The organism is Variimorphobacter sp. HTMS_6 (assembly GCF_059717775.1).
The window spans coordinates 135,927-159,546 of record NZ_AP046094.1 but is presented as its reverse complement, the minus strand read 5'-3'; the positions used below and the strand labels follow the sequence as shown (position 1 = coordinate 159,546).

Sequence of the window (23,620 nt, the reverse complement as noted above, 5' to 3'; positions counted from 1 at the left end):
ATGACGTTAATTCGTCATTTCTCTCATTTATTATATTATAAACTATAACATGTCATAAATCAACAATCCATTCTTACTATTTCAGTATATTTTGCCTTATCCTAGTAAAATTGAATACGTTTTCGACAAATTAAAAAGGCACTTCCAAGAATTATCACTAATCTTGGAAGTACCTTCTTAACTTATCTGATTATTCACACAACTCATCGATTGCTTTTCCGATATCAGTTCTCATGTATTTATTGTCAAAGTCGATCCACGAAGTAGCTTCATAGGCCTTCTTTCTTGCTTCCTTTAAATCCGCACCGGTTGCTGTTACACCGAGGACACGCCCTCCATTTGTGACAATCTTTCCTTCGGCTCTTTTTGATCCTGCATGAAAAACGAAGTAGTCATCCTTATCCTTGAAGGTCTCTAACCCCTGTATCGGATACCCCTTTTCATAATGCTCCGGATAGCCGGCAGAAGCAAGTATAACACAAACTGCTGCATTGTCTTCAAATTCCAGATTAACTTCATTCAGACTACCGTCGATACAAGCTTCAAATACCTCTACGATATCATTTTTCATTCTCGGAAGAACGACCTGAGTCTCCGGATCACCAAAACGAGCATTGTATTCCAAAACTTTTGGTCCTTCCTGCGTTAACATTAAACCAACGAACATGATTCCGATAAAATCTCTACCCTCCGCCTTCATTGCATCCATTGTAGGTTGGTAGATATATTTCTTACAGAACGCATCCACTTCATCTGTATAAAAAGGACTTGGTGAAAAAGTTCCCATTCCGCCGGTATTTAATCCCTGATCATTGTCCTTCGCACGCTTATGATCCTGCGCGCTGGTCATTGGCAGAATCCTGGTACCATCACAGAAAGCAAGCACAGAAACCTCACGCCCTATCATAAATTCCTCAATTACAAGACGATCTCCGGCATCACCAAACTGCTTGTCTTCCATAATCTGCTTTACTCCATTTACTGCCTCTATGAAGCTATTGCATATTAAAACACCTTTTCCTAACGCCAGACCATCCGCCTTTAATACAATAGGGAATTTACTTGATTTCAGATATTCAATTGCCTTATCAGAAGAATCAAAGGTTTCATAAGCTGCCGAAGGAATGTTATATTTTTTCATTAAATCCTTGGAGAATGCTTTTGATCCTTCAATGATCGCTGCATTCTTACGAGGGCCAAACACCCTTAGCCCCTTGTCCTCAAATACATCCACAACTCCGCCAACTAAAGGATCATCAGGTCCTACAATTGTAAGATCTATCCCTTCCTTTGCTGCAAACTCTGCGAGCCCTGTAAAGTTGCTTACGGGGATATCTACGCATTGTGCACAATCCTCAATTCCTGCATTACCAGGCGCACAATATAATTTGCTTACCTTTTTACTCTGTGATACTTTCTTCGCTATTGCATGCTCTCTTCCGCCACCGCCGATAATTAGAACCTTCATAAGAACCCTCCATTACTTTGATTTATTCTCGTTCATGTGAAAAAACAGATAGCAAATTCATAAAAAATAAGCTGTCTGTTTTTACTTTTATTATTTAAGTATCGTTACATGGTTATGTTCCATCACTAATTTATTCTCCGCAATGAGACGAACTGCTTCGGGTAGAATCTCCCACTCCGCCTGTTCCATTACTCTTCTTTGTAATGTCTCAGCTGTATCTCCGTCTTCTACCATAACTGCCTTCTGTAATATGATGGGGCCTGTGTCTGTTCCTTCATCTACAAAATGCACGGTAGCACCGGTCACTTTCACACCACGTTCCAAAGCTGCTTCATGAACCTTGAGTCCATAATAACCATCTCCACAGAAGGATGGAATCAGTGATGGATGGATGTTGATAATTCGGTTTCGATATCCCCTGACTACGCTCTCCGGAATAATCATTAAACAACCGGCAAGTACGATTAAATCCACCTGATAACCTGCTAACAATGCAGATAACGCATCGGCAAACACATCAAAGGAGGCATAATCCTTCTTAGAGATTGTCTCTGCGGCAATGCCATGTTTACGTGCTCTCTCTAGAGCTAAGGCATTCTTGTTATTACTGATTACAACCTCTATCTTCACACCGGGAAGCTTATTCTGTTCTATCTGATCAATCAAGGCTTGCAGATTGGTTCCGCCGCCTGATACCATGACAGCCAGTTTTAACATAAGGTTACTCCCTTCGCTCCCGCTACTGTTTCACCGATAATATATGCTTTCTCTCCGGACGCTTCGATTAATCTTACTGTGCTGTCCGCATCTTTACTATCCACACCGATAATCATTCCAAGACCCATATTATAGGTATTATACATAATCTGTTCTGAGATATCGCCATCTTTTTGAAGCATTCCAAAAATCGGAGGAATATCATAGCTGTTTTGCTTCACCATTGCATGAACGCCTTCCGGAAGCATTCTCGGAATATTCTCATAAAATCCGCCTCCGGTAATATGACTGCATGCCTTTATCGTAATACCGCCCTCTTTTAAGGACTTTAATGCATTTACATAAATCTTCGTAGGAGTTAACAAAGTCTCTCCTAATGTTGAACCCAATGATTCATAATAAGCATCCAAAGAATCTCTCTGCATACGGAATACCTTACGAACCAAAGAATATCCGTTGCTGTGGATACCGGAAGATGCAATACCGATTAATGTATCTCCTGCCTTCAATGTCGAACCGGTAATCAACTTCTTCTGATCTACAATACCAACCGCAAAACCGGCAAGGTCATATTCATCCACCGGATAAAAACCTGGCATCTCAGCAGTCTCGCCTCCGATTAATGCTGCTCCTGCTTGTTTACATCCGTCTGCTACACCCTTTACGATCGTAGCAATCTTCTCCGGTTCATTTTTACCACAAGCGATATAATCTAAGAAAAATAACGGCTCACCGCCTGCACATGCGATATCATTTACACACATCGCAACACAGTCGATACCGATTGTATCATGTTTATCTAAAATGAAAGCTATTTTTAACTTCGTACCTACACCGTCTGTGCCGGATACCAAAGTAGGCTGTTCCATATTCTTAAAGCTCTCTAATGAAAATGCACCAGAAAAGCCACCAATTCCGCCTAAAACCTCTTTACGCATGGTTCCCTTAATATGCTCCTTCATCAGATCTACCGCTTTATATCCTGCTTCAATATCTACTCCCGCGTTTTTATAGTCCATTCAAAATACCTCCTGTTTAGATATGACAGCTCCTCTGCTGTGTTTTGTACTTACCACTCTGCTCACATTTTAGCATACTACATAAATTTTGTCGTTATCTTTCGTAGGATAATTTCTTATGCAATTTATTAGACTAACTAATATACAGCACCCTATCTATAAGCAGTAATTATTGTCGCCGAGATATCTCATTCAATCTGTTGGGTATATACTCTTCACAACGTATTATAACATGCTCTAGTAATTTCAAACAATTAATCTATAATAATGTTACAGAATTTGAAGGGAGGAATGAGATGAAGCTTAAAGTTTTAGTAGATAACAACACCTATATTGACCAATATTATTATGGTGAACCCGCTGTTTCATACTATATAGAGGATGAAGAGACACGGATATTATTTGATGTTGGCTATTCCGATCTATTTATTCAAAACGCTGAGGCGCTAAATCTATCTCTGGATAATATAAATTACATCATCCTATCTCACGGACACGATGACCATACCGGAGGATTACCCCACTATTTCGAACAGTTTCATAACCATAAGATATCAGTGATGGCTCATCCGGATGCTCTAAAAGAAAAGGTGTTTGAACATATCAGGATCGGCTCCCCTATCTCCAAACACCAATTAAATTTAAAATGTAATTTATTACTTTCGAAATAACCGGCTGCTCCCATAGCGGAATCTGCAATATTATCGAATATGCTAAGCAGATATGCAACACTGATAACATATTAGGCATAATCGGTGGATTTCATCTGTTTGATGTCAATGACCAAGTTCATAATACAATCAAATACTTACAAAAAATCATGTAAAAGAGTTATATCCCTGCCACTGCACCTCCTTTGACGTGAAATGTGAGATAAACAAATGCATACCCGTCAAACAGGTTGGGGTGGGGCTAACTCTTAACTGGAACTAACTCCTATAACGTATAGTAACGCTTGCACCCATAACCCATAATCACCTTATAAAGAACGACTGCCAATATCGTTGTAATAAGTCCATAAGATAAATAAGCTAACGAAGCAGAAGGAATCATTGCGATAAATATAAATAAAATCGCAGCATAACCCATTCCGGAAAAGATGGTAATCATCGTAGCTGCACTTTGCTTAATCACAGTCACCTCCGCAGTCCAATTAAAGTTCGGAAGAAGGAGATTGATGAACATACCATATACACTGATAAAACATGCGCATGCAACAGCTACAAAGATTAAACAAAGCATCTGAATGATGTCCATCTTAAATACAAATCCGATTATTAATACATCAATAAGTGCCGGTGATATAATGGTAAGGTTCATCAATATTTTAGAATGAAATACTGTTTTAGGCGATAACGGCATGGATTTTAATATCCAAAAGTTCTTTCCCTCCAAGGATATCGACACCATCGTGGTACAGGACATAATGATACAAAAAACTACATAGATTGGAATATAATCTGCTATTGCTCCGCTTGCCTCAGGTGCATGAAATATCTGATCAATATCCACAAAGATCAACGCAACCGAACCTAATGTTAGCAGAACAATACCAAAACCTGTATTCAATACATAGAGTGTTGACGAAAAATATCGTTTGATTTCCTTCAAATACAGCGACTTCATTGGTGATGAAGTTTTTAACTCACCCATCTTATAATTCGATTTTACACCACCGGTAAACATAAGTGTATTGATGCGTTTGAAAACCTTGTGAAACAGATAGGTGTATATTAGGAACGCCCCCAATGAGACTCCGACGAATATGAGGAAGGAGTAAGCATCATTATGTGTCAGTGCTTTCGCATAATAAGGCGCCAGTGGATAGATCTGATTAATTCGGCTCGTTAAAGTCTTACTGATATTAAGAAGCTCCTGCCCATTTCCCTTAATCATAAAACTGGAAGCGATTATCGCGATAAAGAATAATAGGGAAACAATTAGGTTAACCAGGTTACTGTGTTTAAATTTTGAAGCAATAAAGGCAATCAAGGTTCCAATCAGAGAAGCCACAATTATTGGCACAAGAGGAACGATGAAGATCGTGATAATACCCATCACATAAAACAGCGGCCCCGGATTTGCAAGGAGCCCGTATGCAATTATCATTGGTACCATCATGATGATTACGAATAATATGTTCAATATATACAGGATAATTAATCGGCTAATAGCAATCGCTCCGGTGCTGACCGGAAGCGACATAACCATGTCATAATCACGAAAGCCAAATATTGTACCCTTTACTTTAAATATTGTTGTAAATAATACCACAAAGCATGTAGCTGCCATAACTAGCGCCGGAAGAAGATCAAGACTATGAAACATCTTAAGCCCCGCTCCAATTAAAAAGCAATATATTAACGCCACAAAGCTCATAACAAAATAAAAGAACAAAACCCCGGCTATCAGCATCTTCGGCTTTCTATTCCGGTTTTTCCCAATAGAAAGTGTATCGCTAAGTACCGCCCATAGCTGTACTCGAACTAATCGCATCATTTTATTCATATTACTTCACCTCAATCAATTCCAGGAATACATCCTCAAGGCTACTATTACCCTTCACTTCCTCTGTCGTTCCACAGGAAACCAACTTGCCTCCCTTAATAATAGCAATCTTATTGCAGAGCTTTTCTGCAACCTCAAGTACATGGGTTGAGAAAAAGATTGCTCCACCTTCTTTGCAGATATTTGCCATAATAGTTTTTAGTGTATGAGCTGCCTTCGGGTCAAGTCCGACAAATGGTTCATCTAACACCATCAACTTCGGTTTATGTATCAAAGCAGAGATGATTGCCAGCTTCTGCTTCATACCATGAGAATAAGAGGATATTGAATCCCCGAGATTTTGAGTCAGTTCAAATGCATCTGAATATTCTTTAATCAGTGATTGTCTTTCCGTCTTATTAACTTCATAAATATCACCGATAAAGTTCAAGTATGCAATTCCTGTTAAGTGATCATATAAATCAGGATTATCAGGGATATATGCCATCTTTTTCTTACAAGCCACCGGATTTGATTTGATAGATTCACCCTCAATCAGTATTTCTCCTTCCTCAAAATCAAGTACACCTACCACAGAACGTATGGTAGTTGTCTTACCGGCTCCATTATGTCCGATAAATCCGAAGATATCGCCACTTTCCACAATAAGATTTAATTGATCTACCGCTTTTTTATCATTTCCGTAACTTTTCGAAAAATTTTTAATTTGTAACATATAACCCTCCAATCCACATTTTTATTTTTATTTATACCTTATTCTTTTACCCCTATAATACAATTAGGCATCAAATGCCTCATTCAGTTTCTGTGTGCCTTCCAGAACAAATCTTGCGTCTTTAATAATTGGTATGATGGTACCATCCTTCTTGATAACACTTATTTCCTTTAACTCATCATAGGGTAGTGTGATATCGGTATGACAATTAAAATATGCCTTTTCCGGCTCCGACTTACGAAGGATGGATACGTCATTATCTCTCGCCACGATTTCTTTTCCATTGGAATTATAGGTTTTAGTATCCTCGCTAAATTTATAGCAGGTATCACCGATTGCAAAATGAGGTCCAGTTTTCTCCGCTATCAGTATTGGTAATCTTGAGGCGATATCAAACTTCTTAGCCATCATGTATGCAGTCGTATTCGTACCGATTGCAAACTCACCTAGCGGAAGATTCTCCTGATTAAACAAGAGGTTCTCTTTCAGATAATTCTTATTCTTCTCTTCCTGCTCATAATTTGCACAGTTATAATCTACAATTCTACCGTCCTCAAATACAAGTTCCAGCTCTCGGTATTCCAGATCATTCAGATAAACCTTCGGAACATGAAGTGTTCCGTTCGTTCCCTTCAGTACCGGCGAGGTGAAGACTTCACCGACAGGAATATTTACATCCGCAACACAATTTTCAAAGATAGTCTCCTTCGCAGGATCCTTCAGTTCATATAATTGTACAGTCATATCCGTGTGGTTCTTCCCAGCTCCCAGAACTCTCACTCTGTCACCTTGGTCGAGGGCATCAATGATATTCTGTTGAATGGCACCATACAATTCACTCTCTAAAGTATTTACTTTGACTGTTTCTTTAAAGATATCTTCAAAGTCATCTCCAATCTGCGGAACCGGATATGAGATAATCGTAAAGGATGTTTCCTCCAGCTTTAAGTACTTCTGCTTGATCATTGAATCTTCACGATAATAATCAACATATAATTTCTGCTGGCGATCATCGAGCTTCACAGCCTGTGGGTTCTCTGCCGGAGCAAACAGCTCTTCGCCAAACACTTCAATAACTGCAGGGCCGGCATAAACACCTGCGATATCCTTATATTTTTCCAGAGAGTTTTTATTACATTCCAACTTTCTTTCCTTATACGCTTTATCAAGAAATAATCCGATATCATAGCGATGATCATAATCGTATTGACGATTTGGGCTGGTTGCATGATATCCGATCTTTAAATGTTGACGTTTTAATGCAGCACAACTAGTGGCTCTCTGTATGGTTGCCTCCAATCCCATCTCTCTGAAATACTCAACCGCACAGCGTACCATTCGTTCAAATCCTAGTTGGTATCTGATATTAACTGTTTTCTTCTTCGATAAATCAAGTTTATTCGCCAGAAAGCCTAATCGATATCCTTCTGTATAAGTGCGTGCCATCGCCTCAATCTGTTCCTGTGGCAGTGTATTCATAAACTGAGCTGTCTTTATCTCATTGTTAGAAATATATTCACCAAACTGATACAAATAGCGAATATCATTCAAATCCGATTCCATAATGATATCTCTGGCAAAGGATATATCCGAATCCAAAAGCTCACGAAGGTTGTATTCCACCAATACATCACAATAGTCAAACATAAAGTCATAGATTGCTCGTTTTACATCCTTGTATGTAAAATCGTCTTCTTCCTCAAAGTAATTGTAAATCTCAATCAATAGCTCCAGATAAATTGTCAGCTCGTACAATCTATTTTCATATGCATAGAGGATGACTCCCCTCAATTCTGTCGCTAAAAATGCTAATAACCTTCCATACTTGTCACCAAATATTTCACTGGTATAGCTTGGATTGGTATAACTGGTAGCATAATTCTCATCTCTCACCTCTTTGTATAGTTCAAGATTCAACTTCTCCAGCTCTGACAGTGACAATTTCCTTAATTCATCCTTTTCTACCAGAGATGCAATCTCCTTCACATTCATCATAAGGGAAGCCAATCCACCAAAATAAGGTCGAAAGCATTCCCTTACACTTTGCTCCTGCTCTATCATCGCTATCCGCTCCATTGCAAGCTCATAACGCTCTCTGATTTCTTCATTCTCTTCTTTAAATAATTCCTGCTGTTTCATAGAAACCTCCGATTTTTTTAACATTTATTATTCATTACTGATTACTTTGCAAACAATTATTTTCCTATCTCAGACTAATTAAATCCCCAATAAATATAGCGCAAATAATATAATGATCATAAATCCGTTAATCACCGCACCGGCGATAGGAAACCCATAAAAGATATCCTTTTTCTTAAAGGATTTATAGGAAACCACAAATCCGGTCACAGATATCGCTAATAATATAATTCCAATAATCCCTACAGCTAATCCGCCTTTGCCACCTGCAAATCCGGATATGATACTAATGATTAAAAACCCAAGTACAACTACAATTCCTAAAACGGTAGAGAGTATCCCCATCTTAGTTTGTCTTCTTCCGGAAAAATGTATCATTTCTTTACTACGACGAAATAGCATTCCTACTTCCTCCCCTTCTTCTTTTGCCTTGGTTGAAAAAGCTTAACAATACCATGCAAAATTGCGTAGGTAATATACCCCGCCATACCTCCAATGGTATTCATCAATATATCATCCACATCGAATATCCCGACCTTAAGTACCAACTGAGTTGTTTCAACGCCCAAGCTAAAAAGCAAGCATAAAAATACGGTAAAGAAAAACTTTTGATACTTTTTACTTAAAACAGGTAACAAAAACCCAAATGGAGCAAATGCCAGAACATTTCCTAATATATTTACCACAAAGCTTTCCAAGCCTAGTTGCTGTCTATACTGAATAAAACGGTGAATTTCTTTAAATAACTGCAGATTATAATGATAATCCTTCATCACAATCTCACGCCCATAACGTTCGCTAAAGAACAAAAAATAGGACAATAATATAATATATAAATAAAATAAAAGCCACCCGGCTCTTATGAATGATTTTTTTTTCTTACTGGTCAACTCTTTTCTCCATCTCTTATTTTAATTATAGACTTTCCCCTTCGCACTGAAATATACATATTTTCCTAATATTACCGTATACGCTTAATATTATAAATCAAATTCAAAACCTAGTAAAGCATAATAAAAGCATAAAATGCTTGAAACATATTAATTTTCATGTGATAATCAGAGCAAATACAAGAATGTGTAATTTATTCCATAAATATATGCTTAATTTTGATAAGTTATCAAATTAGAATTAACCAAAAAATGAACTTAACTAATAAAAAGTAATGGGCTTTATGATTTTTTCATATATAAATTATCTCTCTGTGAAATATTCTTCTCAGATAAAATTATATTCTACTTTCTTCCCTAAAAATTACTTTTATGATGGTCAAGTGGATTGTTATGGATAGAAAAACACATAATACCGAATGAGATATTTGAAAGGACTACTAAAAAGCTTATGAAAACATTTGAAGAGTTATATTACGAAGTATTGGTACGAACTTTAAAAGAAAAGGATACAAACTTTTTAGAAAAGCTGGAGCTTTATGATACCCATCATCTGGATTGCCTCCTTCACCCCGAGAAACATCCACTGGTATGGAAAACCGGAAGCTGTCTATGTGATGATGAGTGCAATTGTATCAAAGTCTGTCCTTTTCATGCTATCCACCCCGGAGAATCCGGTCAGATGACAATAGATGAAGAAAACTGTATCGGCTGTAACTTTTGTGTACAGGAATGCAGAGCAAAAAATCTAAAAACCAGCAAAGATGTTATCCCAGCTCTTCAAGCGATCCGCTCCCACGAGGGATTAGTATATGCTCTGATCGCCCCTGCTTATCTGGGACAATTCAGCAATGATGTAACACCCGGCAAGTTAAGAAATGCACTAAAACAAGTTGGATTTGATGGTATGATAGAGGTTGCTCTCTTTGCAGATATTCTTACATTAAAAGAATCTCTTGAATTTGACAAGAACATTCAGGACGAAATGGATTATCAGCTTACTAGCTGTTGCTGCCCAATGTGGATTGCCATGCTTCGTAAAATCTATAAGGATCTGATGCCCCATGTCCCCCCGTCGGTTTCACCCATGATTGCTTCCGGGCGCGCAGTAAAAGTAATACACCCTGATGCTTTAACTATATTTATAGGCCCCTGTCTTGCCAAAAAAGCTGAAGCCAGAGAAAATGATATAGCAGACGCAGTTGATTACGTACTTACTTTCCAGGAAGTTCAGGATATCTTTGATGTGATGGAGATTGATCCTTCTACAATGGAAGAAAGTGAAAAGGATCATTCCTCCAGAGCCGGCAGAATCTATGCTCATACCGGAGGTGTCAGCGAAGCGGTAAGACAAACCTTAGAGCGAATCAATCCAAACCGTAAGATAAGCATACGCACACAACAGGCAGACGGTGTACCGGCTTGTAAAGCGATGATCAATGATTTATTATCCGGTAACACATCTGCAAACTTCTTTGAAGGAATGGGCTGTGTCGGTGGATGTGTCGGTGGCCCCAGAGTACTCATCCCTCATGAGGAGGGAGCCGTACATGTTAAGGAATATGGCAACGCAGCTCCTTATCCTACTCCGATAGACAATCCTTATGTTATAGAACTTCTACACCGATTAGGCTTTAACACGATAGAGCAATTACTGGAGAAAAGCGATATCTTCACACGTGATTTCGGGGAGTCATCTACAAAAAAACAATCGTAATAACTTACTCAAAAATCAAATCATAAAAATAATACCGCACTTAATTTACGAATGGAATATACCAAATTATTACAACGCAGTATTTACTCGTTAAGATAATCTAATAATTTCCTTAGTCAAAAATTAGTGCGGTATTTATTTACTATAATTTCTCCATTTGCTTTCTGTTATTCCTGCACAATAAGCTTGTCACTTTTGAGTATGTGATCAATCAACCACTCATTTAGGAATTCAAGAATTTCTAAAATAGCATCTTTCTGATTTTCATCAATCTGGCTAAAGTCATAGGCAGATACTTTGTCGACAAAATCCTGGTGCTCTACTTTCTGACTTAATAGCTTGCGATAATTGATGCTAGCCATATATTCTTCCTCGTGCTGAAAATGAGTTACAGAATAATCTCTCAGCTCATTTAAGATTTCCACAATATAATCATACTTATCGTGTACATATTCATCCATGAGCACAGTGTACGCCTTGTCAGCGATTTCAAATAGCTTTTCATGCTCCAAATCAAGCTGTTCAACCCCGATGCGGTACTCGTCCTTAAAATTATACATCTTATTACTCCTTTCATCTTAATGTATTAGCAAAGATATTCCAAAATAGGAATACCTCCTACTTCTAGCCTCATTTTATATGATAAATATAATTCTGTAAAATTATATTTTTATAAAATTAAAATATCGCTTTGAATTTATGTTATTAATAAAGGTGCATAAAATCACGTATTTGTGATCTGATGCACCTCTTATCCACATTGCTATATCCTCTTGTTTTCATATACCATTCGTTTTCTACATACCTTATCTCTAGAGGTCACATTTTCATAAACACTTTCTACTTGAGATGCAAATTCCTGTGTGGAATACTTCTTAACCTTCAAAGCTGCATTATCTCCATAGGGTATGGTTTCATTAAATAAAACCTGATCCAACCCGTAATAAAAGCCGTCTCTATCCGTAAAGGTATAACCGTTAAATCCCTGTTCCAGAATATCCTCCAGGCACTTATCTTCCTTCGCTACTACCGGTAGGGCAGAGGCCATCGCCTCAATATATGTTAGTCCCTGCGTTTCGCTCTGTGAGGCACTGACAAATACATCTCCCAATCGATAAAACATTCCAATTGTATCCCAAGGCTGTGATCCGGTAAAAATAAGTTTATGATCGATGCCAAGCTGTTTTACTAAATTCTGCAGTTTTTCAAGTGCAGGGCCACTTCCCACAATTACAAACTTTACATTCTCCCTTGTATTTAAATAATCCGGCAACATCTTAATAATTTCTTCTATATTTTTCTCCTGAGATACTCTGCCGATATAAATCAGAAGCTTATCTGTAGGATCGATATTGTATTTCTTCTTTAATGCAAGGATGTCCTCCAAGGAAAAATTCGCTTTATCAAACTTACTTAAATCAATCCCGGTAGGCACTACTGATATATCCTTGTGTACACTGTAAGTCATCAACAACTCTTTTGTTTTTTCCGTCGGAACAATTACTTGCTCCGCAGTATTACATGCAACTTTAGAATATACTCTGGCAAATGCCTTCGCTCTCCGATCAAGTGCCTTAAAACGAGTCAAATAATGTGTATAATCTTCATAAATGGTATGATACGTATGAACGATCGGCAGTCTTAATTCTTTTGCCATAATTCGTCCAAAGATACCAAGACAAAACTCTGTATGGGTATGAATAATATCTAAATTTAATTTTTTTATAATATGAGCAATTTTCGGTTGATAAAAGAGTCCAACTCTGCGTTCTGATATAAAGATAAACGGAATACTTGGAACGCGAAATACATTATGCTCATGCTCCGGTGCTCCCGGGGTTGTAGTTGTAAAAACATAGACATTATGACCTCTATGCTCAAGCTCGTTCTTTAATGTGTAGACGGAGGTTGCCACTCCATTTATTTCGGGATAATATGTTTCTGAAAATAATCCGATATTCATTTGTGTTCCCTACCTTTTTCCTATTATGCATATTTCTCACAATTAACTTTATCATAGAATATTTATGTACAAAAGTAAAGGTAATATTCGTAAATCCCTCTATTTCTCAACATCCATATTATCTCATGGAATTTATAGCATTTTTTACAAATTTATAGATTTTTTACTTTATTTTTTGTTCAATCCGAATTATAATGTAATAATAGTATATAATTATTAATAAAAACAGAAAGGAAGCGACTCATGAAAAAATTTGCAAAATTAATTTTTGGTACTGCTATTATCGCATCTATTGCAGCAGGCGCTTATTATATCTTTAAAACTTATATCCAAAAGGATACCACGGATGATTTCGATGACTTTGATGATGAATTCGAAGAATTTGATACAGATGATGATGACGCTGCAGAAGAAGATACCAGAGAATATGTTTCGATTAATATAGACGGTAATGAACCAGGTGCTGACGATGCTGCTTCTGAGCAAGAGGACGAGGAAGTATAATTATAATCTATAATATTTTTGAATGACATATGGGGCTGTTTCAAAATAATAATTCATTAGGAATATAAATATCTTCCTTCCTCAAATTATTATTTTGAAACAGCCCCTTAATTCATTTCTATTTGCTATTTATTATATTCACTGAAATAATCTTTCAACTTATGAATCAGTGTCTCTCTATCATCAACAGAGTATGTTTTATGGCTCGCAGTAGCATCAACTTCAGTAGAAACAGATACTCCCTCTCCAATAGTCATCGTATAGGTTTGACCCTCAGGCTCATTACTTTTTACTTCAATTGTGAAGATCTTATCAGTGTTTACGAAAGAGCCGGGTGTATAAACATACTTATTTAAGATCTCATAACAGCTTTGCTTATCGCTCTTATCTTTAATAACTATACTTTTATCGGCTTTTACATCTGTTATTTTGATATACTCTGCCATGGCAGAGGATGTTAAGAAGATATCCTTTAACACCAGCGCCTCTTTCGATGATTTGTCATCCTCATCCATCAAGCCATCATTCCTGTTTAATTCTCCACCAGCACTTCCTAAAATTCCATTATCAGCATTAGATGAATTACCTGTAACCGGAGACTCACTTCCCTTCTCTCCGGAAGCTTCCGCCTTATCATTCATATCATAGGAAAAGTCTTTTGAGTAAACTTCATTCTTTTTATCATCATTTACAGCGCCCCCGTTCTCCGCAATGGCATTATGCGGCATTGTACCGGTATCGAATTTCGCTCCTTCATTATTTGAATGACTAAGTAAGCCATAACCTGCAGCTAGAATCACGAATGCTGCTGCAACTCCAGCCATGCCACGGATATATTTATTCCAAGGTATCTGCTTCTTTTTGACTTCCTTCTTATATTCCTGTGCATTCTCTATTGCCTGTAGTGTTCTCTGAATTAATTCCTCTGATACACTGATCTCGTTAATATCCAGGGAATGATCTAATTGTGATTTTATTGAACTTAGATCATTATAATCACGGGTCGTTAATGAGTTTTTCTCTTGTTCATCCTGTTTGGGCATCTCTTGATTCTTCTCATCGAAACTCATATTAAATCCTCCCTTCCAATACGAACTTTAGCTTTTGTCTTGCTCTGGAGAGCCTGCTTTTTACTGTGCCTTCTGCCAGATTTAATAACTTAGCCGCTTCTGAAACAGACATATCCTGAAAATATACACACAGTACAACATCTTTATATTTATCTGGCAATGACATTACCGATTTACGAATAAGCTCTCTCGAATCCTTATTTTCAACGTCATCAAAATCAGAATCGCTGATAATCCGGTCTTCCTGATAATCCACCATCGGTACTACACGCCTGCTCCAAGCACTTTTCAAATAATCCTTACAGGTATTTATTGTTATGCGAATCATCCAAGTCTTAATACTTGAATTTCCTTCAAAGGTTGAAATCTTCTGACTCACTTTAATGAAGACATCTTGAAAAATATCTTCGGCCGCATGAATATCTCGAACATATAAATATGCTGTTCTAAGCACATCATTACCATATTGACGAATCAAGGTTTCAATGTCATAAGTTTTGTCCGAGAAATCATTCTGCACATCTTTCTGCATTCAATTGTCCCCCTATACTATATTCAATCCTAACCAATATCCTTACCGTCAGGGAGCAACGCTATACAGCAAAAAGTCACCTAATCCACTTTTCACCTATTACATTTTACCCTTTTTCCTGACAGATCAGCTACAATATAGTATACATGTACCAATTAGTGATGTAAATAACAGAATAGATGCCATAATAAATATCTGTACTCAATAATTAGACGATACGTGTCAAAAAAGGTTCCGTTGTTTACAAGAAAGTTATTCAAAATCTTATAACTAAATTGCCAAAGTAACTTCCAGTCTCCACTAATCGAAAGCTGACATTACTTTGGCAAACTTCTCAAATCTATTAAATTAACTCCTGTTCTCTATGAGCATAGGTCATACGATAAAGATTTGAATAAATTCCGTTCTGTAGTAACAGTTCCTCATGCGTACCGCTCTCCTTGATTCCTTCTTCCGTAAGAACCAATATCTTTTTCGCATTCTTGATGGTTGAAAGTCGATGCGCAATTACAAAGGTAGTTCTGTTCTTAGCCAGCTTCTCCAGCGAATCTTGCACAACCTTTTCACTTTCGTTATCTAATGCCGAGGTAGCCTCATCAAAAATCAGGATTGGAGGATTCTTTAGGAATACTCTTGCGATACTAAGTCTTTGTTTCTGACCTCCCGATAGCTTAATTCCTCTCTGGCCGATATAGGTATGGTATCCGTCAGGCAGTTCCATGATAAAATCGTGTGCGTTGGCATTCTTAGCAGCTTCAATTACCTCTTCCTCTGTTGCCTCCAGCTGACCGTAACGAATATTATCCATTACCGTTCCTGCAAAAAGATATACATCCTGCTGGACAATACCGATGTTTTTACGAAGAGACCTTAGTGTAATGTTCTTGATATCCGTGCCATCGATTGTAATGCTTCCCTCCGACACCTCATAAAATCTTGGTATCAAACTACACATAGTTGTCTTACCTACACCGGAAGATCCTACAAGAGCCATATAATCACCAGCCTCTACTTTTAGATCAATATCATGAAACACATCGGAGGTGGTATCATTATATTTAAAAGCTACCTTTTTGAACTCAATATTTCCTTTTACTTCTTTAAGGGTAATTGCATTCTTTTTATCAACTATATCCGGATCGATGTCTAATATCTCGCAGAAGCGATCAAATCCGGCCATACCGTTTTGATAGGTTTCCGTAAAATTAATCAATTTTCTTACCGGTTCAATTAACGTATTGATATATAGCAAAAATGTTAGAAAATCACCAATGTTAATAACTTTATGTGAGATGAAGAGACAACCTCCTGTTATCGTAGCAATATTGATTAACGCGGTAAAAAAAGTTAACCCTGCATGAAAATTTGCCATATTCCAATAGCTATTTCTTTTGCTTTCAACAAAACGCGCATTCCCCTCATAAAACTTCTTGATTTCGGTCTCCTCATTCGCAAAGGATTTTACCACTCTGATTCCTGACAGATTATCCTCAACTTGTGCATTGATTTCTGCAATGCGTTCTCTGTTTTTACGGAACGCCCTGCTCATCTTACCCCTCATATAATAAGCAAAGAGGAACATAATTGGAAGGAACGCAAATACCAGTAATGTCAGCTGTGGATTGATGCCCATCAGAATAATAAAAGCACCCAAGCTTTTAATAATGGAGATCACGATATCCTCAGGACCATGATGGCATAGTTCGGAGATGTCAAACAAATCATTAGTAATTCTGGACATTAACTGACCTGTTTTTTGATTGTCATAAAAATTAAAGGATAATTTTTGATAATGGGTAAACAAATCATTTCTCATGTCATATTCCATCTTTGCTCCCATGATATGACCCTGATAGGCAATAAAAAAGTTACTCACATACTCAAGAATTGCCAGCCCCAGCATAACAAATAGTAGTTGGACGATAATGGGTGTGGACTTCGAGATATCCCCCGAGACCAGTACGTGATTCGTAATATACCGCACAATCATCGGATAGATCAAAGAGATTGATGCCGCTATCAATGCAAATAGCATATCCAGAAAAAACAGACCCCGATATGATTTGTAGTATGATATTAGTTTTTTTGTTTTTCTGTTCATCCTCATTCTCCTTTTATTAATGATATTGAATTGGTAATTGTTAATTAATATCCTGATTGAAGTGTATGTATCATTATCAGGTAATTGCACTTTACAATAATCTGATACTATAAAAGATAAAAAATCTGATTGCAACAGGATACTTACCGCTGCAATCAGATTTATATTAAAATACGACTTATTACTCTATATTATTTGGAAAGTCTGATAGAAAGATCATACATATACTGATCTACGTCTTTCTTCATTGCTAAACCTTCTTCGATATCATAATCAACGAGCTTGCCATCCTTCATACCAACGATACGCTTTGATTTACCTTCTACTAATAAATCAACTGCTCTGGCACCCATTAAGGAAGCATAAACACGGTCAATCGCGGTAGGACTTCCGCCTCTTTGAGCATGACCGATAATGGTTGCTCTGGTCTCCATTCCGGTAGCAGCTTCAATTCTCTTCGCCATACCGTTAGAATCACCAATACCTTCTGCATTTACGATAATATAGTGCTTCTTACCATGCTTACGTTTTTCTATGATATTGTTAATAATTCTTTGTTCATCGTAATCATAACGCTCTGAGATAAGAATTTCTTCTGCGCCGTTAGCGATACCACTCCATAGAGCGATATATCCAGCTTTTCTACCCATAACTTCAATGATACTACATCTCTCATGTGAAGTTGAAGTATCTCTGATTTTATCGATTGTCTCCATCGCAGTATTCACCGCGGTATCAAAACCGATTGTGTACTCAGTACATGAAATATCTAAATCAATTGTACCTGGAATTCCAACAGCATTAATGCCTCTTCTAGAAAGTACCTGAGCTCCCTTAAAGGAACCGTCACCGCCGATAACAACCAGGCCATCAATTCCATGCTTTCTACAGATATCTGCTGCCACATCCTGAATCTCAGGCTTAAGCATCTCCAGACAACGTGCTGTATATAGAATAGTTCCGCCTCTCTGAATAATATCGGATACACTTCTGGCATCCATATCATCAATATCCTCATCCAGAAGTCCTGCAAAACCTCTTCTAATTCCTTTTACACTAAGACCCGCTGCTAAAGCGGTTCTTACCACTGCTCTAATTGCAGCGTTCATACCTGGTGCATCTCCACCACTGGTTAATACACCAATTGTCTTAACATTACCCATTATTATAACCTCCGACTATTTTACACTCAACATTGACAGTATTCTAATCTATTTTGCCTCGTTTTTCAATACTCTTTTCAGTAATTCGTACATTTTCTTGCGAATAATTTGCAATTAATCGTTGAATAAGGTCATTATTTGCCTTAACACTTCTACTTTTTGGAAGTCTTTTCATGCACTTTTCTTCTTCACAGTAAACAACAACCATGTCATTACCGTCATACTCATCCAACAAGCTATATAGTGTATATTCGTCCTTCTGAAATGCTTCCAGGCTCTTATATTTAATCCAGAGTTCCCTTGGCACTGCATCGAACAGGATAATATCCTGACAGATCATCTTTGCAGGCTTATCCTCTTCAACAGTTACTTTTCCGCGAACGAATATTTTCTGATCCGGTTCTAATATCCCTTTAAATTTTTCAAAATCCCTTGGGAATATTATAACCTCAACAACACCGAATAAATCCTCTAATAAAATAAATGCCATCATACTGTTAGTTCGGGTTGTTTTTATCGTTTTTGAAGTGATCATTCCACCAATCACTTCAATACTTCCATCCGTAACCTTCGTTCGGTTGGTCTCTTCATCAATTACAAAATCATTCGAATTAACTGTTACATTTTTCTTGATGATACCCTCATAGCTTTCAAGCGGATGTCCGCTAACATAGATTCCAAGTACTTCCTTTTCCAAAGCTAAGAGCTGTTCATCGCTATATTCACTCACATCCGGCATCACAATTTCGTAATCCTGTTTCTCTTCTTCTGAGGCAAAATCAAAGAGAGACATTTGACCAGTGAGCGATCGTTTTTTATCTGCGGCGATACTATCAAGTATCTGAATATAGCTCATCATCAGCTGTCGTCGATTGGAATGAAGGTTTGTAAATACGCCTGCCTTGATAAAACTTTCTATCGTACGCTTATTTACTTCTTTCCCCGACAATCTTGTTGCAAATTCTTTTAAATTCTGAAATAATCCGTTCTCATTGCGTTCTGCCACAATTGCATCAATTACCGGTCTTCCGATGCCCTTGATTGCAGATAAGGCATACCGTATCGCTCCCCTAGATACGGTAAATACCGTGTCACCTTCATTAATATCAGGTGGTAAAATTTCAATATTCATTTGCCTGCAGGTGTAGATATATTCCGATACTTTGCCCGGATTATCAATCACTGAGGTCATTAACGCAGCCATAAATTCAACCGGATAGTAACATTTTAGATAAGCGGTTTCATAAGAAACCACTGCATATGCTGCTGCGTGTGATTTGTTAAAGGCATACTTAGCAAAGTCCATCATCTCATCAAAGATATGGTTTGCCACCGCTTCAGGAATGCCGTTACCGATACAACCGACAACGCCCTCCTCCGGATTACCATATACGAAGGTCTGTCGTTCTTTGATCATAACGGATTCCTTTTTCTTCGACATCGCTCGACGTACTAAATCACTTCTTCCGTAGCTGTACCCTGCAAGATCTCGAACAATCTGCATAACCTGTTCCTGGTATACAATACATCCATAAGTAGGTGATAAAATTGGCTCCAGCTGTGGGCATTCATAAATTATTTTACCAGATTCATTTTTTCCTTTTACATACTTTGGTATGAAATCCATTGGACCCGGACGGTATAGCGCGATTCCGGCGATAATATCCTCCATCGTACGCGCCTTCAATTCCTTCATAAAACTTTTCATTCCGGCACTTTCCAGCTGGAATATACCTTCTGTCTTACCTGATGCAATTAAATCATAAACCTTACTATCATTGTAATCAATCTTCTTTATGTCAAATCTATTAGAAGCATCTCTATTTTTATTAACAAGAGCCTCTGCATTCTGGATTACGGTAAGGGTACGTAATCCAAGGAAATCCATCTTCAACAGTCCCAGTTCTTCCAAGGTTGTCATCGTAAACTGGGTTGTTACGGATTCATCCGAAGATTTAGATAGAGGTACATATTCATCCAGGCTTTCCTTACCGATTACAACTCCTGCTGCGTGCATGGAGGTATGTCTTGGCAAACCCTCCAGCCTCTTCGACATGTCGATCAGGTATTTTACTTCCTGATTGCTTTCATACAGCTGTTTTAGATCCTTATTCGCGTCCAGAGCTTTCTCTATCGTGATTCCAAGCTCGGTTGGAATCATCTTTGCAACCATGTCCACCTGTGCATAAGGCAGATCCAGGGCACGACCCACATCACGAAGTACCGCTTTTGCCGCCATCGTACCGAAGGTAACAATCTGAACCACCTTGTCCTTACCATACTTACGAGTTACATAATCAATCACTTCTTGTCTTCTCTCATAGCAGAAATCAATATCAATATCAGGCATGGTCAATCGTTCCGGATTTAAGAATCGCTCAAACAACAGATTATACTTTATTGGATCAATATCAGTAATTCCCAAGGAATAGGATACAATCGATCCAGCGGCGCTACCTCGGCCGGGGCCTACGATAATTCCATTATCCCTCGCATATTTGATAAAATCCCATACAATTAAAAAGTAATCCACAAACCCCATATTGGTGATTGTATTTAACTCATAATCCATACGTTCCCATAATTCATCTGGAATGGGATTATAACGCTCAGCTAAACCATCACAGCATAATTTTCGAAGATAATCATACGCCGTAAACGGCGCAGGAACCGGATATACCGGTAACTTGTACTCACCAAAGGTAATCGTTACATTACATCGTTTCGCAATCTCATATGTATTTTCTAATGCTTCCTTCGCATAAGGGAAGATTTCTAGCATCTCCTCCGGAGATTTCAGATAATACTGACCCCCCTCATAGCGCATTCTGTTTTCATCAGTAACTTTCTTCTGAGTTTGTATGCAAAGGAGAATATCATGGGGATCTGCGTCCTCTGCAAATGTATAGTGAATATCATTCGTAGCTACAAGCTTTATGCCTGTCTCCCCCGACATTCTGAGTAATCCCTGATTGGTTGACTTTTGCTCCGACATACCATGATCCTGAAGCTCTAAGAAGAAATTTCCCTCTCCAAAGATGCTTTGAAGCCTTAATGCTGCTTTCTTAGCCTCTTCATAAAATCCTTTCAGCAGGTTATTAGCAACCTCGCCTCCCAAACAAGCACTTAATGCAATAATACCTTCACTATACTTCTCAAGTACCTCATAATCAACTCTAGGTTTATAATAAAAGCCTTCAAGAAAGCCATTAGAAACGATTTTCATTAAATTCTGATAACCGATATTGTTCTCTGCAAGTAATACGAGGTGATAATAACGCTCATCTGAGTTCCCTAATTCGCGATCGAATCTGGAATTTGGAGCGACATAGACCTCACAGCCAATAATTGGCCTGATTCCTTCTGCCAGACAGGTTTTATAAAAATCTATCACACCGTACATAACACCGTGGTCTGTAATCGCCAAACTATCCATTCCAAGCTCTTTTGTACGGCGAACCATCTCCTTTATCTTGCCCGAACCATCCAGTAAACTATATTCCGTATGTACATGAAGATGTGTAAAATTCATATTGCTCCTCCCTTCTGATCTATATAATTTATCGGGTGTTGCAAAATTATAATCTTTAAAAGTTTATTGTATAACCATAATATGTCCTACAAAAAACATTGTCAATCGTAAAGCATTGGTCTTTTTTACTTGATTTTTTGGTTTACCGCTTGATTTAAGCTACTATAAGTCTGCGGTGTAATAAATGGCGAGTCCTGAAGTCCCTCAACATCATTTGTAACATCCGCCTTCCAGCCATTGTCCTTCTCATCATGTGGTTCCTCAAGTGTGTTAGAGATATCTTTACCCGTATTAATCAACTCAACAAAATCTTGCTTTGTGTCACTAAAATTATCAATTTTCTCAGGATAGGTAACATCAATCTTCTTTTCTCCTGCAATTGTATTAATAACGGTACCGGCTACTACCGGAGCCATTGTATCAGCAACCTTCATTTTATAAATATCATCCGTCATATCATTAATAAATTTATCATCTAATTGGTTGATCAACTTGAGCTTGTCTTTCCTGGTGCTACCCTTCGCTAAATATACTAAGCTCTTTTTCTCGTTTAAAGAGGATGCCATCTTTAATGCTATGGCACTATCGTGTTGGAAATCCTCAAAGGAATTAAATTTTGTCTTCATAAGTATGTTTTGTAAAGCCTTGTTCTTAGTTGAGCCTGCCTGTTGTTTTATGATGTCATTCACCATATTCAACTTCTCCTGATCAGTTCCGGTCAGAATATTTCCGTTAGCCAATAGGTTTAATGCATCCTTACATGCCTGAAGGATTTTTTCCATATCCTCCATACTGGTATTGCGATCAATCCCCTTCGTCAATATCTTCAATGCCTCTCCCAGCTTAGAAGCAGCTGCTATTGATTCTTCAATTGATACCGTATTCTGTCCCCTGTTGTCTTTTGATACAGTATAGAATATCCATCTGCCAATAGTAGACGTGCCCGTAACCTGATATAGATAATGCGTAGGACTTTGTGAAAAGGATTTTACCAAGGAATATCGATTTGGTTTTAGATAATATGAAACAATACCCTGCTGCGTGTTAGAGGTCATAGTAGACTCTTCTGTCTTAATTAAAATTTTTGAATACTCATCAGCAGGTGCGTAGATAATTGCTCCTACAATCAAACCTACAAGTCCTCCCATGACTGCACCAATGACACGCTGTTGCTTTGTAATGTTATGCTTGCGGTTTTTCTTGCTCCTGCTAGCACGATCGATCTGAAAAAACAAGATCCCGGTAAGGAGTTTTAAAAGCACAAAGAGAATGACATATACAATAGGAGCTAAAAAATATAACAGCATCCCCTGTATCGCTTTATGTATCAAAGCTGTGGTCTGTTCCGTTCCAATGGAAGCATGATTAATAATTTTATTCACTTGGTGGGACATAATTGAACTGTGTGCCACCAGGTCTGATATTGGCTTAGTAATAAACAGCAATAATACAGCCACCACAATCATAATTAGTGTTCTTACCAGATTTTTCTTTATGCCTCTTTGATAGCCTATGACACACTCCCAGATTATAATAATAAATGCGATTATAAAAAACAAAAAATTTATTAAAATCTCCATAA

At 37.7% G+C, this 23,620-nt stretch carries 19 protein-coding genes; 3 read left to right on the top strand and 16 right to left on the bottom strand.

All coding sequences use genetic code 11. From position 1 onward, the window contains the following. Nucleotides 1-190: 190 nt before the first annotated feature. From purD to purM, 3 genes are all read right to left on the bottom strand, one after another. Nucleotides 191-1,468 carry a phosphoribosylamine--glycine ligase gene (purD, locus tag AC6IWN_RS00735; protein WP_497990085.1) on the bottom strand — a complete coding sequence of 426 codons (1,278 nt, stop codon included), beginning with the start codon at nt 1,466-1,468 and terminating at the stop codon, nt 191-193. A 90-nt stretch (nt 1,469-1,558) separates the two neighbouring features. Further along, nucleotides 1,559-2,185, bottom strand: coding sequence for a phosphoribosylglycinamide formyltransferase (gene purN, locus AC6IWN_RS00730; RefSeq protein ID WP_497990083.1), 627 nt, complete (start codon nt 2,183-2,185; stop codon nt 1,559-1,561). After that, on the bottom strand, nt 2,179-3,204 hold the full coding sequence (purM, locus tag AC6IWN_RS00725) for a phosphoribosylformylglycinamidine cyclo-ligase (protein WP_497990081.1): 1,026 nt from the start codon (nt 3,202-3,204) through the stop codon (nt 2,179-2,181). Before purM ends, purN begins: the two co-directional genes overlap by 7 nt. A 296-nt stretch (nt 3,205-3,500) precedes the next feature. Between purM and AC6IWN_RS00720 the strand changes: the two genes are divergently transcribed. Next, nucleotides 3,501-3,875 carry an MBL fold metallo-hydrolase gene (locus AC6IWN_RS00720; RefSeq protein WP_497990079.1) on the top strand — a complete coding sequence of 125 codons (375 nt, stop codon included), beginning with the start codon at nt 3,501-3,503 and terminating at the stop codon, nt 3,873-3,875. 265 nt (nt 3,876-4,140) lie between these two features. Here the strand turns inward: AC6IWN_RS00720 and AC6IWN_RS00715 are convergent, their stop codons facing one another. The 5 genes from AC6IWN_RS00715 to AC6IWN_RS00695 all read right to left on the bottom strand — a co-directional run bounded on the left by AC6IWN_RS00715 (nt 4,141) and on the right by AC6IWN_RS00695 (nt 9,456). Beyond that, nucleotides 4,141-5,712, bottom strand: a complete 1,572-nt coding sequence (locus tag AC6IWN_RS00715) for a permease-like membrane multi-spanning protein (RefSeq protein ID WP_497990077.1) — start codon at nt 5,710-5,712, stop codon at nt 4,141-4,143. Between the two features lies 1 nt (nt 5,713). Beyond that, nucleotides 5,714-6,427 carry an ABC transporter ATP-binding protein gene (locus AC6IWN_RS00710; protein WP_497990075.1) on the bottom strand — a complete coding sequence of 238 codons (714 nt, stop codon included), beginning with the start codon at nt 6,425-6,427 and terminating at the stop codon, nt 5,714-5,716. 63 nt (nt 6,428-6,490) lie between these two features. Continuing rightward, nucleotides 6,491-8,566 carry an aminopeptidase gene (locus tag AC6IWN_RS00705; protein ID WP_497990073.1) on the bottom strand — a complete coding sequence of 692 codons (2,076 nt, stop codon included), beginning with the start codon at nt 8,564-8,566 and terminating at the stop codon, nt 6,491-6,493. Between the two features lie 78 nt (nt 8,567-8,644). Continuing rightward, nucleotides 8,645-8,968 (bottom strand): DUF6142 family protein, encoded by a 324-nt coding sequence (locus AC6IWN_RS00700; protein WP_497990072.1) that lies wholly within the window; start codon nt 8,966-8,968, stop codon nt 8,645-8,647. Nucleotides 8,969-8,970: 2 nt separating this feature from the next. Next, complete coding sequence (locus AC6IWN_RS00695) at nt 8,971-9,456, bottom strand: VanZ family protein (protein WP_497990070.1); 486 nt, start codon at nt 9,454-9,456, stop codon at nt 8,971-8,973. A 451-nt stretch (nt 9,457-9,907) separates the two neighbouring features. Between AC6IWN_RS00695 and AC6IWN_RS00690 the strand changes: the two genes are divergently transcribed. Continuing rightward, nucleotides 9,908-11,173: a [Fe-Fe] hydrogenase large subunit C-terminal domain-containing protein gene (locus tag AC6IWN_RS00690; RefSeq protein ID WP_497990068.1), complete on the top strand. Its 1,266-nt coding sequence runs from the start codon at nt 9,908-9,910 to the stop codon at nt 11,171-11,173. 167 nt (nt 11,174-11,340) lie between these two features. Here AC6IWN_RS00690 and AC6IWN_RS00685 read toward each other — a convergent pair whose 3' ends face one another. Together AC6IWN_RS00685 and AC6IWN_RS00680 are read right to left on the bottom strand one after the other, a co-directional pair. After that, the gene (locus AC6IWN_RS00685) at nt 11,341-11,733 is read right to left on the bottom strand and encodes a bacteriohemerythrin (protein WP_497990066.1); all 393 of its coding nucleotides are present in this window, start codon (nt 11,731-11,733) and stop codon (nt 11,341-11,343) included. 203 nt (nt 11,734-11,936) lie between these two features. Then, nucleotides 11,937-13,136, bottom strand: a complete 1,200-nt coding sequence (locus AC6IWN_RS00680) for a glycosyltransferase family 4 protein (RefSeq protein ID WP_497990064.1) — start codon at nt 13,134-13,136, stop codon at nt 11,937-11,939. Nucleotides 13,137-13,379: 243 nt separating this feature from the next. On the opposite strand from AC6IWN_RS00680, the gene AC6IWN_RS00675 reads away from it, so the two are divergent. Continuing rightward, nucleotides 13,380-13,640 carry a hypothetical protein gene (locus AC6IWN_RS00675; RefSeq protein ID WP_497990062.1) on the top strand — a complete coding sequence of 87 codons (261 nt, stop codon included), beginning with the start codon at nt 13,380-13,382 and terminating at the stop codon, nt 13,638-13,640. Between the two features lie 125 nt (nt 13,641-13,765). Here the strand turns inward: AC6IWN_RS00675 and AC6IWN_RS00670 are convergent, their stop codons facing one another. The 6 genes from AC6IWN_RS00670 to AC6IWN_RS00645 all read right to left on the bottom strand — a co-directional run bounded on the left by AC6IWN_RS00670 (nt 13,766) and on the right by AC6IWN_RS00645 (nt 23,618). Next, on the bottom strand, nt 13,766-14,710 hold the full coding sequence (locus AC6IWN_RS00670; protein ID WP_497990060.1) for a hypothetical protein: 945 nt from the start codon (nt 14,708-14,710) through the stop codon (nt 13,766-13,768). A gap of 1 nt (nt 14,711) precedes the next feature. Next, nucleotides 14,712-15,242: a sigma-70 family RNA polymerase sigma factor gene (locus tag AC6IWN_RS00665; RefSeq protein WP_497990058.1), complete on the bottom strand. Its 531-nt coding sequence runs from the start codon at nt 15,240-15,242 to the stop codon at nt 14,712-14,714. Between the two features lie 343 nt (nt 15,243-15,585). Beyond that, the gene (locus AC6IWN_RS00660) at nt 15,586-17,343 is read right to left on the bottom strand and encodes an ABC transporter ATP-binding protein (RefSeq protein WP_497990056.1); all 1,758 of its coding nucleotides are present in this window, start codon (nt 17,341-17,343) and stop codon (nt 15,586-15,588) included. 191 nt (nt 17,344-17,534) lie between these two features. After that, a complete protein-coding gene (pfkA, locus tag AC6IWN_RS00655) occupies nt 17,535-18,506 on the bottom strand; it encodes a 6-phosphofructokinase (RefSeq protein ID WP_497990054.1) in 972 nt (323 codons plus the stop codon). A 43-nt stretch (nt 18,507-18,549) separates the two neighbouring features. After that, on the bottom strand, nt 18,550-22,038 hold the full coding sequence (locus AC6IWN_RS00650; RefSeq protein WP_497990052.1) for a DNA polymerase III subunit alpha: 3,489 nt from the start codon (nt 22,036-22,038) through the stop codon (nt 18,550-18,552). A 125-nt stretch (nt 22,039-22,163) separates the two neighbouring features. Then, nucleotides 22,164-23,618, bottom strand: a complete 1,455-nt coding sequence (locus tag AC6IWN_RS00645; protein ID WP_497990050.1) for a hypothetical protein — start codon at nt 23,616-23,618, stop codon at nt 22,164-22,166. Nucleotides 23,619-23,620: the final 2 nt, after the last annotated feature.

Coding starts and splice junctions, on each gene's coding strand:
- AC6IWN_RS00690 (WP_497990068.1), top strand. CDS start 9,908: ATGAAAACATTTGAAGAGTTATATTACGAAGTATTGGTACGAACTTTA.
- AC6IWN_RS00670 (WP_497990060.1), bottom strand. CDS start 14,710: ATGAGTTTCGATGAGAAGAATCAAGAGATGCCCAAACAGGATGAACAA.
- AC6IWN_RS00685 (WP_497990066.1), bottom strand. CDS start 11,733: ATGTATAATTTTAAGGACGAGTACCGCATCGGGGTTGAACAGCTTGAT.
- AC6IWN_RS00645 (WP_497990050.1), bottom strand. CDS start 23,618: ATGGAGATTTTAATAAATTTTTTGTTTTTTATAATCGCATTTATTATT.
- AC6IWN_RS00710 (WP_497990075.1), bottom strand. CDS start 6,427: ATGTTACAAATTAAAAATTTTTCGAAAAGTTACGGAAATGATAAAAAA.
- AC6IWN_RS00665 (WP_497990058.1), bottom strand. CDS start 15,242: ATGCAGAAAGATGTGCAGAATGATTTCTCGGACAAAACTTATGACATT.
- AC6IWN_RS00700 (WP_497990072.1), bottom strand. CDS start 8,968: ATGCTATTTCGTCGTAGTAAAGAAATGATACATTTTTCCGGAAGAAGA.
- purD (WP_497990085.1), bottom strand. CDS start 1,468: ATGAAGGTTCTAATTATCGGCGGTGGCGGAAGAGAGCATGCAATAGCG.
- purM (WP_497990081.1), bottom strand. CDS start 3,204: ATGGACTATAAAAACGCGGGAGTAGATATTGAAGCAGGATATAAAGCG.
- purN (WP_497990083.1), bottom strand. CDS start 2,185: ATGTTAAAACTGGCTGTCATGGTATCAGGCGGCGGAACCAATCTGCAA.
- AC6IWN_RS00660 (WP_497990056.1), bottom strand. CDS start 17,343: ATGAACAGAAAAACAAAAAAACTAATATCATACTACAAATCATATCGG.
- AC6IWN_RS00705 (WP_497990073.1), bottom strand. CDS start 8,566: ATGAAACAGCAGGAATTATTTAAAGAAGAGAATGAAGAAATCAGAGAG.
- AC6IWN_RS00650 (WP_497990052.1), bottom strand. CDS start 22,038: ATGAATTTTACACATCTTCATGTACATACGGAATATAGTTTACTGGAT.
- AC6IWN_RS00715 (WP_497990077.1), bottom strand. CDS start 5,712: ATGAATAAAATGATGCGATTAGTTCGAGTACAGCTATGGGCGGTACTT.
- AC6IWN_RS00675 (WP_497990062.1), top strand. CDS start 13,380: ATGAAAAAATTTGCAAAATTAATTTTTGGTACTGCTATTATCGCATCT.
- AC6IWN_RS00680 (WP_497990064.1), bottom strand. CDS start 13,136: ATGAATATCGGATTATTTTCAGAAACATATTATCCCGAAATAAATGGA.
- AC6IWN_RS00720 (WP_497990079.1), top strand. CDS start 3,501: ATGAAGCTTAAAGTTTTAGTAGATAACAACACCTATATTGACCAATAT.
- pfkA (WP_497990054.1), bottom strand. CDS start 18,506: ATGGGTAATGTTAAGACAATTGGTGTATTAACCAGTGGTGGAGATGCA.